The following is an 11420-nucleotide window of genomic DNA, read 5'->3' as shown; positions in this document are numbered from 1 at the left end:
TTTCTCAAATTGTTGCCACATCTCATCTTCAACTGCCTTGTCACCCGTTAAGGGGTTTGTCCCATTTTCAAGGTTAAGCCCTTGTTCATAGCCGCACCCATTGGGAATTTATCAATAAAGCCACCATAGACACCCGGAATTGAGACATGACCCGCTTTACGACAAGATAAAATTACCTGCCGTAATGCCGTGGGGCGGTCTGTTTCTAGGCGTACTGCTTGTTTTGCTTGGTCGTATAAAGCCATAAAATCAGTACCGTGTGCTTCCATACCCACCGCATCAATGCAAGCATCAGGGCCACGTCCACCAGTCATTTCTTTGAGTGCTTCGCCTACATCTACTTCTTCGTAGTTGAGGACTTCAGCTTTGCCGTATTCTTTGGCCATTTGCAGCCGTTCCGGAATGCGATCGCACGCAATCACGCGTTCTGCACCTAGTAAATAAGCACTGCGGATAGCAAATTGTCCCACAGGGCCACAACCCCAAACGGCAACAGTATCACCGGGTTTGATATTGCAATTTTCGGCTGCCATGTAGCCAGTCGGGAAAATATCTGTCAAAAATAATACTTGTTCGTCCGTTAAACCATCGGGAATCTTGAACAAGCCGACATCCGCAAAAGGCACTCTGGCATACTCTGCTTGACCACCAGCATAACCACCTAACATATGGGAGTAGCCAAATAGACCGGCTGGCGAATATCCCATTTGTGCTTCTGCCATCCAAGCATTGGGGTTGGAGTTGTCGCACAAAGACCAAAAATCACGCTGACAGAAGAAACAAGAACCGCAAGAAATTGTGAAGGGAACCACCACGCGATCGCCTATTTGCACATTCTTGACTGCACTCCCTAATTCCACAACTTCCCCCATAAATTCATGCCCCAGGATATCGCCCTTTTGCATTGTGGGAATATAGCCATTGTATAAATGCAAATCTGAACCACAAATTGCTGTGGAAGTAATTTTGACAATGGCATCACGCGGGTTGAGAATTTTAGGGTCGGGGACTGTTTCTACCCGGACATCGTTTGCTCCATGCCAGCAAACAGCTTTCATAATTCTTATTCCTTAATTTACCAACAGTCGTTAGTCAAGAGCTTGACTTTAGACTTTTAATCAGGAACTTTCTACTAAGAAAATATCCCTAATTTTTTTGTGCTAATGATCAAGGACGGGCAGAATGCCCATCCCAGAAGATAGAAAAATGTATTTTCTAACTTTACCTTAGATGATTATTTAGCGAGATTGAGGAGGTGTTTGATAGTATCCTTCTGGAGTTTTTGTTAATGGTCTAACTGCTTTTTCGGTTCTTCTTTCGGTATTTCTCAAGAACTCCTTGGTACTTTGAGGTACTGGTTCATCAAGGTTGAGTTTTTCTCTGATATTATCAGCTGTATTTTTTAAACCACTTTGAGCATTCTGCACTTGTTGGTCATTTCTGATGGAGGCGTTACCGTCGGGTGTACCTTTGTAATAAACACCCTCTGGAGTTACAGTATCAGCTTGGGCCACGGCTATAGTGTTACCGTAGCTAATAAATCCGAAAAATGATGTGACTATCAGCAGAACTATGAATACCTGACGTAGAACAATATTTTTGAGTTGAGAGAAGAAATGCTGCATAAAAAACCTCGATTGTGTAGTTTGTGAATAGCTAAAAGCTATTTCATGGTTTGAGAACAACTTTGATACAGTTGTCTTGTTTCTGTTGAAACATCTGGTAGGCGTGGGGTGCTGATTCTAGTGGTAATTGATGCGTAACCACAAATGTAGATATTTCTACCCATGCATTTGTTTCCTAGTTTCACCCTAACCGCCGTAAATAAAGCTGAAGCCCAAATCAAATCCCTGTGGAATTAATTTTGATAGGGTTAGGACTTACGCAACTGGCATATTATTTTAAGTTTGTAGTGAGGACTTTAGTCCTCTGTGCGAGACGCTCCGCAAGATAGTTCTGGATGTAATATTTTAGTTCCCAGAAATAATCAACCTTTGCCTCTTGATTGACCTTCAGTAGTGGCTATTTCACCAGCTTCCATTAACATTTTGAAACGGCGTAATTCATCACCAATTTGCTGTTCTGGTTCTTCACCAAAAAGTTTGGCAATTACAGATGCTAACGCTCCACCGGGAGGATTGTATTCTAGAACTACCTTGACTTCCGTGCCGCGATTACCGGGTGCTGGGCGAAACCGCACAAAACCAGAATTTTCAATATCTGCACCTTCTACAGAAGCCCAAGAAATAAACTCATTTTCCCGATCTTCTAAAATATCGGCATCCCACTCGACATTATTACCCAAAGGTGCATTCGCAATCCAATGAGAACGTTTTTCGTTGTATACTTTCACAGATTTGAGATGCTTCATAAATGTGGGCAGATTCTCAAAGTTGTGCCAAAAACGATACAGTTCCTCTGCGGGTTGATTAATGGTGACAGACTTTTCCACTTTAATCGGCTGATTAACACCTATGGCTGACTGTACTTGTTCAATGGTGCTGTGCTTCGTCACACCTTGATAAATCAAACCGCCACCAGCTAATGCTGTCAGTACACCCCGTAAAGAGTTTTGTCTTAAACCTGTCAACACCATCGCCCCACCACCAATCAAAGAAGCCCAGCGTTCCATATCGCTAGCTTCAGATGGATTTGTACTTGGCTGATTTTCAGATATTGAAGCCATTTTTAATATCTCTCAATAAGAGGGAACAGGGAAAAGGGAACAGGGAACGGGGAGCAAAAAAGTCAAAATTAAACTTTTTTGATTTTTGATTTTTGACTTCCCCGCAGGGGTTTCCCTACTCCCATTACATAGAAGTAGCCGCCCCTGTAGTAGGTTTGGCAGCCTTCACCTCGGTAGCTGTAGCAGTCCGCGCCCGATATAGCTGCGCCAATTGCTGTTCATATTTCCGCAGATTTTGGTAAATATCTTTGAAAATAGCCGTTGCTACGGGATCCGTGTACATGGCACACAAATTGCCAACATCGCCAATACCTGTTTGTGCATCGCCCAAGGCGCTATGTAACTGATAGATGTCATCACTACCAGTCAAGGCACTTTTCACCTTGGCATATTGATTAGCGATATTAGCCGCTAAAGAAGGTTTTTCACCGAGGATGTCAAGATATGTCTCCAGCTTTTCAATGTGACGCTGCTTGTGAGTAATCATCTCTCTAAACAGCGATCGCACTTCGGTATCTGATTCTTTCTCTGCATACTTTTCCAAGGCTTCCAATGAATAACGCTCACCACTTAAAGCAGTATTCAAGCCTTTAGTAATGTCACCTTTGGTAGAACCACCCCAAGCATCAGCCAGTTTCCACCACTCGGCGGTGGTATCTTTTTCATCTGGAAGGGCAGCATCTTTGCCACCGTAACCTAGACGACTTAACAATGCTGTGGAAAAAATTGCTAAATCTCCAGGCTCACGGGAGGTAATCAAATTACCATCAACCACCAACGGCTCATCAAGATAATTTGCTCCCGCATTGATCATATCTTTGCGTATAGCAATAAAGCCTGTGGCTTTTTTACCTTTGAGTAAATCGCCTTCAATTAAAAGTTGTGGCCCGTGACAAACCGCAGCTACCCATTTACCTTGTTTTACTGCCTCTTGTACAAAGCGGACAGTGTTGGGGTTACGCCGCATTGTGTCGGGAGCCATACCGCCCGGAATAACCACCGCATCAAATTCAGATGCTATGGCTTCGGTAGTGGTACCATCTGCTTGCACAGATACTTTGCCTTGTTTACCCCTATATTTTTCATTCAGACGGGAACCAAGAACAACTACTTCCATCCCCGCTTGTTTTAAGGCATGACAAGGAATAGTAAATTCCATATCCTCAACCCCATTTTCAATGAGGATAGCCACTTTTTTCTTGCCAGAATGATTGTTAAGATTGGTCATTGATTTTCTCTATTTCTACTAATTGATTGCTGAATCGTGTAAGCCACAATAATGCGGCGCTTGCTAGCTGATGCTAAAACTTTTTCATTTTTTAATCGCCGCTTAGACTGCTGGCGCTTCACTCGTTGGCGCAGTCGTAAAGAGTTCTTCATAATCATGAGAAAAATAAGTGTGCAACTTCGCAAATTTCTCAGGATTAACGGCGTTTTGTAAGACAGCAAACACAGCCCGCACATGAATTGCGGTCGTTGTTGGCTCTATATTTTCCTTTTGACTGACTCGCATAATAAATTCTTGCAAGTTGAAAGACTGCTCATTTTCCGCCTCCCGTCCTTGCAAATAATTGCCTAATTCCTGTGGTAATTGCCTTGCTAAATCTTGTATTTCATCACCTGGGACACGCTCTTTCAAGGTTTCCAGAGTAGCACGGGTAGCGCTTTCTGCCTCTTCACGAGAATTTGATTGAGCCAGGCTTTGTACATGTGTAATAAACTCGTTATATTCCACTTTATGACCTCCGCTAATCAAATCAATTATTATTGATTAATTAAACATCTAATACATCTAATAATTGATGAAACTTAAAAACAGCTTTGAGGCAAAATAAATATTTTTATGACCTCATAACTAAATAGATTCAACGACTACTCGACATGAATATTGACACTTACAAGTGTAGGCTGTAAAAACTGTTTTATCTTCGTTCTCAGGGGATAGATAGTTTTATGACTAAAGTAATACAACCTTAAGCCAGACAAAGTTTAGCTGCAAAAACGTTATTGTGAAGATGCAGATAAGGTTAAATTTTTATGGTGGAAAATCCTGACAATCAAGAAAATAACTCTGATGATTTACCGCAGGAAATTACCGAATCCTACGGCACTGGTGTAAAAGAGATGCCAGGAAACAATATTGGTGGGCGATAGCGAAGCGCTACTGCTTTCAGCAGATCGCAACGGCAAAGAAATCGCCAATATACACACACCAGTCCCGAAATCACTGGTGGTGATGTTGATGCTAATTGGCAACAAGAAGACGCAGTGGGAGATGAAGCTGTCGGTGGTACAGCGCCTACACCTGATCAAAATGTGATTGACGAGTTAGGCGCAGCAGTAGGTTTGGAAATGAACGACAAAACCTTTCTCCGCACCAACGATATTTTAGAGGAGCGTGATGATGCTCGCTGGGAATTAGATCCCATGTCTGTTAATGACTATGAAGAACGCAAAGAATGATGGGAAGAGATCGTACTGCCAATAAAACCTGAAAAAAATACGTATAATGCCTATCCAGTAGGCATTTTCAGCGTTTAGCTGCCAATTAAAAATATTTTCTTTTCTTCCCCCCTCCCGCAGCTTATTTGCAGACAAACTCACTATGAACGCGTTGCTCCTCCCCAGGGTTAGTGTCGGGATCAACTACCGGATGAGCTTTTCGCCAAGTATCGGGAGGTAATCCATGATGCTGACGAAACTGGCGCGAGAAATGGCACACACTTTGATAGCCCAACGCCTTTGCAATATACTCCACTGTCTGGTTGCCATTTTGGAGTAAGAACCGCGCCCCCGCCATCCGGCGTTTGACAATCCAGCCATTTACAGTCTCTCCTGTCAGCTTCGCAACTCGGTTAGTTAAGTAAGCAGGTGAGTAACCAACAGCTTCGGCTACATCACATAAAGTAATTCCTTGGTGATAATTAGCTTCGATAAAGTCGAAAATTTCTTGGAGTCGGGGAATGCAAGGGAAAATTGATTTAGGAGAGGTAGGTGGTAAAGTTTCCCCTGTGGGTACTGGATTCGGCGCTTGTTGGGATTTAGTAACGCACCAACGTTGAAGAACAGCTTGCTTTTGTAACCGGGTAGCGATCGCTCTGAGCAATTCATCAATTGTCGAAGGTTTAGTCAGATAGTCATCTGCTCCCAACTCCATCCCTTTACGAATACAAGCCTTGGTGTTACTACCAGTCAGAAAAATAAAAGGAATAACTGCTGTCAGTGGATCTTGGCGTAACGTCGTGAGAACGTCATAGCCGTCCATTTGTGGCATCATCACATCGCAAATTACCAAATCGGGTAAATGCTCTTGTGCTTGCTGGATACCATCAAAACCATTTCCAGAACCGATGACATCGAAACCTTTGTTCTTCAGTCCTTTTAGGAAAAGATCACGGGTAACGGTATCATCTTCTATGAACAAAATTTTTTTGGACGCTTTACGTGTCATTTTTTTACAACTATAAATTTTGGCAGAGAAAGGTGATCAAAATACCTATCATTTAAGTAAGAAAAAAATTAACTACTTCCCAGAGTTATGATTATTAAAATAACTATTTAACATTCATAACTCGGAACAGCTAGCATTATCTTGAAATAAAGGTAGTCTCACAGTAAATGTAGTGCCTAAACCAACTGCGCTTTCCACAGCGACTTGACCACCATGCAAGTCTACGAGGGTTTTGAGAATCGATAGACCTAAACCAGTACCAGCTATATTATTAATATTACTGCCCCGATAGAATGGTTCAAATAGTCGTTTTTGATCGGCTACAGGAATACCAATTCCTCTATCTTGAACTTGGAAAATTACATTATCATTGTCACAAGCAAGTTTGAAATCAATCTCACTGCCATCGGGAGAATATTTACTGGCATTCTCAAGTAAATTTTTTAGTACAGGCTCTAGCAATTTTTTATCCATATAGGCTGTTAGTGAGCAAACTGGAGTGATAAAATTGATGTGATTTTGGTTGACATTCATCTGCATTTGTGCAACTAAATCAGTACAAAACTGAACTACATCTAGCGGTTTTGGCTCAAAGGTAATTTTGGCTGCTTCTGCTTTAGCAAACAATAAAATATCGTCCAACATTTGGCTGATCTGTTCACTAGCTGTTTGAATATGATCCAATAATGGGCGAATCTTTTTTTCTGTGCGTTTGTCTACTTGTTCTTTTAATAAGCTATTAGAAAAAGAAACTATATTTAATGGAGTCCGGAATTGATGACAGACCATAGAAAGAAAACGCGCCCTCAGTTCGCTAAGTTGTTTTGCTTGCTCTAAAGCCAGGCTCAGTTCCGATTCTGCATATTTGTAATCAGTAATATCGATGCCTGCAATCAATTCCACCGGTTGTTTGCCAAAATCTAGCACACCATCTAAAGTGGTCACGGCACAAGCTAACCAACGCTCTGTGCCATTTTTCGTTAAAAGATTTATTTCCTGATATTCAAAATTCAGTGCTTCAGTTGAGTTGCGTACCTGTCTGCGTTTTTTGCTTTTGATTAATCGGCCAATATCAAAGCCAGTTAGCAATTCTTCTTTGGTGTAACCCGTGAGTGTTTCAACAGCAGGATTTATATAGCAAAGCCGCGAACCTTGAATTAAAAAAGTATTCGCATCTGTGGTTTCTGCTAAAGTCCGAAACCTAGCTACATTCAGCTTTAGGGCTTCTTCTGTCCGCTTAGATTCAGTTATATCCCAGATACTCCAGACTCTACCAATAATTTTTTCCCCCAGCCTATGAGGTTTGGAATAGTGCGCGAAAACTCTTCCATCCTTTAATTCTAGAATGTCGTAACTCTCAAAATCAGATTGGCTGGAAACTTCCCAAATCATCCGAATAAAGGCTTCTGGGTCTTTAAGTTGATTCTCAAAAAAGGTTTTACATTGAGGACATTTTTTAGAAAGAATCAGGGAATCTGGAATCTGCCACATATCTAGAAACTTCTGATTCAAGCTCAGAATATCTCCTTCAAAGTTAACCGCGACAATACCAACAGCAGTAGATTCGAGAGTGGAATGCAGTAGAGATAAAGATGTTCTCAGTTCTGCTTCTTTGCTTCTTAGTTGAAAAACTTCTTGTTGAAAATGGTTTTTGGTGTCTTGTAATTCATTAATCCATTTTTGTACACTCAATTCGACAATTTCATCACTCTTTTCACGCACAAAAGCACAGCTAAACTCTATTCCTTGGTAGTTTACATAGGTCATAGATATTTCCACCAAAAATATTCGACCCCCCTTTGTCCTATAACGAGATTTAAAGGTGAGATCATCTTGTGAGCCTTTTTTTATAAGACATTGCCATAGCTGTGACCAATCGTGTAGAGGAAGGTCTATATCTACATCACCCAGCGACATTGATAGTAATTCTTCGCGGGAATACTCACTCATGGAGCAAGTTGCATTATTGACATAGAGAAACTGCGCGTCTGAGCCTAAGCAGAAAGCAGCATCTACAGACTTGTTGATCAGAAAATAAGCAAATTCCAAATCTAGTTCTGGCTTTAGCACTAAATCAGAGTTGGACGAAACTATTCTTAAATGAGCGCCCATATTGTTCACCACCTTAATAGAGGCATCTTATCTGTTACTTATCTTTACATAGTTTAGTTTGTTTATGCCAGCTTAATAACCAGTTAACAAGCCAGTAATCACAGCCTGCTCAAGTTTTTTAGCATTTGCTAAACACAGTTGAATGTTTCTGAGAGTCTGGGGCCATAATTGTCTCCAGGAAGAGGGAAAAATGTCATGTCAATAATATTTCATCCTCTAACAAGTTAATGACAGTAGAAGTTCGCAGCTATCTAGTAATAGACTTAAGCGCTTTTATTTCCTCTTAATTGGCTTAACTTTTCTTAACTTTATTTCTCATGAATCTAACTATATCAGAATATGCTGAGTCATCCGCCATAAGAGATACATTCTTACTGGTCACAAATTTGATTATTAGCTGAAGCAATGTAGCTTTTAGTCTTCTTCTATGGTTAAAAAATTAAGGTGATGGCAGTTACTCCTACCGTAAAGGACACATAAAGTGTTAATTTATCAGCTTTGTAGGGTTACGTACGTATCTTATTTGATCGATACTTGTTATTAATAATTTTGTCAATAAGCAATATTACTTGAAATATTCGGGGAAATTGGAGATAGAAACACAATGTTGATCCACACCATGCATTGTGTCCCCCAGAAATTTAGGGGAAACTTTAATTTAAGACCTTTTAATTTTTTGACTTTTTAGCATCATTACTAATTTCAGACTTCCGTATTGACAGAAGCATGAATTACATATACTAATCATATTTTTATTTTTTGTAGACATCTATCCCCAGGAGTAAACTTCACTTACTGACATTACTTCAGATATCTACTCAAAGACATAGATAATATTGAAAATAGATGTATTTGTGAATACAAAAAAAATAATTACTGGAGTACTGAGTAGTGATACCAAGATATTGACAATTTTGTGGTTTTCACATCGGAATAACTTGTATGGGTGATTTAAGCGAAAGAATTGACACTCTCATCAAAAGATTTTTCATTGTGATTCAGTCTGTATCTCCTCTACTCTGGTTACTAGAAGCACATCCTTGATTGTTTTATTTTTCTCAATGATTTGCCAATACTGGAGTTAAAAACGGCAATCAGCAAAAATTTGACTATCTCTATGATTGTCAATTTCGGTCATAAACGTAAAAAACAACAGAGTTGTTTGTATTAGATATTCTCAGCAGTCGAAGTTTAGAATCACGAACCTTGATGCAAGTTTCTGGAATTACTTGAAAGCAATGAGTAAAAATTATACTGGTTCAAAATCTCCCATAGTGACTACTGAAACATACAAAGAATTACCGCCAAAGAGCAAATACGTAGAATATCCATCAGACGATTCCCATCAGTTTGAGGATTTGGAGAAGAGCAGAGAAACGCAGCCTTTTCTATACGATGAAACAGCGCCAAAGCTCTCAGTTGCCAATGCGATCGCTCAGATGTTGGCAACATTAGGAGTAAACTACGCTTTTGGTGTTGCGGGTGGGGCCATGGCCAGCCTTTGGGGTGCCTTGTCCAATAGCAATATTCAGGTATTGAACTTTCGCCATGAAGCCGGGGCTGCCTTTGCCGCAGTTGAAGCATACTTTGCTAGCGATCGCCCGACAGTAGTTTTCACCACAGCCGGGCCGGGGATCACCAACGCCCTCACTGGTTTATTTGCAGCTCGTGGTGAAGGTGCAAAGATAATTTTGCTGTCGGCTTGTACCTCAGCACCACAGCGTGGACGCTGGGCAATTCAAGAAACCAGCAGCCATACCTTACCCAGTGGGGGAATGTTTACCTCAGGCGCGCTGTTTAACTATGCAGTCACCTTGGAATCGGCGGCGCAACTCCCACAAATTTTTCGCAAACTGGCGTTGGCTTTAGCCCAACCAGGAGGATTTGTAGCCCACTTGAGTATTCCCACTGGTGTGCAAACAAGTTTAGTTGATGATATAGCTTGGCCCCAACTAGATATTGCCTATTCTCCCATCGCACCCAACAAAGAAGCGATCGCTAAATCTGTAGAGTTATTATCTGCTGGCCCCTTCGCTATCTGGGTCGGTTTTGGGGCGCGTGCAGCAGCAGAGGAAATCCGCCAACTAGCTGAAAAAACTGGCGCACCAGTCATCTGTTCACCCCGTGCTAAAGGCATCTTTCCCGAAGATCATCCCCAATTTGTGGGTGTCTCAGGCTTGGGTGGTCACGCTAGTGTGTTTACATATATGCAACAGCAACCGCCACTACGCACACTCGTTTTAGGAACCCGTCTAGGTGAACCGACTTCCTTTTGGAGTCCGGCCATGGTGCCCCCAAGAGGCTTTGTCCATGTAGATATTGACCCAGAAGTCCCAGGGGTAGCATATCCATCGGCGGAAACCTTCTCAGTTCGGGCTGACATCAAAACCTATTTGCAGGAACTGTTACAGCAGTTACCAGATGTTGTACACCGCCCCCAAATCTCATCTTTACCTCATGCAGAACGCGAAGAAGTTGCCCTAGATCTAGATATAGATTATCCAGTACGTCCAGAAGTATTGATGGCAGCAATTCAAAAAATCATTGTTGAGGGTAGCGATGCCATAGTCATGGCAGAGTGTGGGAACTCATTTACTTGGTCAACTCATTACCTGCGATTTAATCAAGCAAATCGTTACCGAGTTAGCACAGGCGTGGGAGCAATGGGTCATGCTGTCACCGGAGTTTTGGGTGCAGCCCAAGCCCAAAATCGCAAAGCAGTAGCCATCGTTGGCGATGGGGCCATGTTGATGAATAACGAAATCAGCACAGCCGTGAAATACAAAATTCCTGCCATTTGGATTGTACTCAACGATGCGCGCTATAACATGTGCCATCAAGGCATGAAAGTGTTGGGATTAAAAGGTGCTGATGCCACAATGCCAGTGACAAACTTCACCATGATTGCGCGGGGAATGGGAGCCGAAGCCATCGCCGTCGTCAGAGAAACAGATATTGAAGCAGCCCTAGAACAAGCGATCGCCTCAACTGTTCCCTTTTTAATCGATGTAGTAATTGACCCTGACCGGCTTGCACCTTCTGGCGGACGTAATAAGAGTTTGGCCGCTCAAGGAGTCAAATCTAACCAAGCGAAAAATCCCGCCAAGTCAGTTTCATTTCCATCTGTTTGAAATATCCAGAAAGTACCAAGCATCCCAATTTTCCCATTCA

At 41.8% G+C, this 11420-nt stretch carries 7 protein-coding genes and 2 pseudogenes; 2 read left to right on the top strand and 7 right to left on the bottom strand.

Features of this window, described 5'->3' with window-relative positions; genetic code table 11:
- Positions 1-53: 53 nt before the first annotated feature.
- From ACM0OS_RS18210 to ACM0OS_RS18190, 5 genes and pseudogenes are all read right to left on the bottom strand, one after another.
- A pseudogene (locus ACM0OS_RS18210) lies at positions 54-1058 on the bottom strand (zinc-dependent alcohol dehydrogenase); the annotation flags it as partial.
- 180 nt (positions 1059-1238) lie between these two features.
- Positions 1239-1625: a hypothetical protein gene (locus ACM0OS_RS18205; RefSeq protein WP_414544612.1), complete on the bottom strand. Its 387-nt coding sequence runs from the start codon at positions 1623-1625 to the stop codon at positions 1239-1241.
- 362 nt (positions 1626-1987) lie between these two features.
- Positions 1988-2686, bottom strand: coding sequence for an SRPBCC family protein (locus ACM0OS_RS18200; protein ID WP_414544611.1), 699 nt, complete (start codon positions 2684-2686; stop codon positions 1988-1990).
- Positions 2687-2810: 124 nt separating this feature from the next.
- Positions 2811-3914 (bottom strand): DJ-1/PfpI/YhbO family deglycase/protease, encoded by a 1104-nt coding sequence (locus tag ACM0OS_RS18195; RefSeq protein ID WP_414544610.1) that lies wholly within the window; start codon positions 3912-3914, stop codon positions 2811-2813.
- A 102-nt stretch (positions 3915-4016) separates the two neighbouring features.
- Positions 4017-4421, bottom strand: coding sequence for a DUF2267 domain-containing protein (locus ACM0OS_RS18190; RefSeq protein WP_414544609.1), 405 nt, complete (start codon positions 4419-4421; stop codon positions 4017-4019).
- Between the two features lie 258 nt (positions 4422-4679).
- Here ACM0OS_RS18190 and ACM0OS_RS18185 point away from each other — a divergent pair.
- A pseudogene (locus tag ACM0OS_RS18185) lies at positions 4680-5149 on the top strand (DUF6335 family protein).
- A gap of 121 nt (positions 5150-5270) precedes the next feature.
- On the opposite strand, the gene ACM0OS_RS18180 reads toward ACM0OS_RS18185, so the two are convergent.
- A complete protein-coding gene (locus ACM0OS_RS18180; RefSeq protein ID WP_414544608.1) occupies positions 5271-6137 on the bottom strand; it encodes a response regulator in 867 nt (288 codons plus the stop codon).
- Between the two features lie 114 nt (positions 6138-6251).
- Positions 6252-8249: a scytonemin biosynthesis sensor histidine kinase gene (locus tag ACM0OS_RS18175; RefSeq protein ID WP_414544607.1), complete on the bottom strand. Its 1998-nt coding sequence runs from the start codon at positions 8247-8249 to the stop codon at positions 6252-6254.
- 1238 nt (positions 8250-9487) lie between these two features.
- Between ACM0OS_RS18175 and scyA the strand changes: the two genes are divergently transcribed.
- Entirely contained in the window at positions 9488-11380 is a 1893-nt protein-coding gene (gene scyA / locus ACM0OS_RS18170) for a scytonemin biosynthesis protein ScyA (RefSeq protein WP_414544606.1), read from the top strand.
- The last annotated feature ends 40 nt before the right edge of the window (positions 11381-11420 follow it).

Origin of the sequence: Nostoc sp. CCY0012, from assembly GCF_963920855.1 — a bacterium.
Taxonomy (GTDB): domain Bacteria; phylum Cyanobacteriota; class Cyanobacteriia; order Cyanobacteriales; family Nostocaceae; genus Cyanocohniella.
The sequence above is the reverse complement of the archived record's forward strand: the minus strand, read 5'-3'. Positions and strand labels throughout refer to the sequence as shown.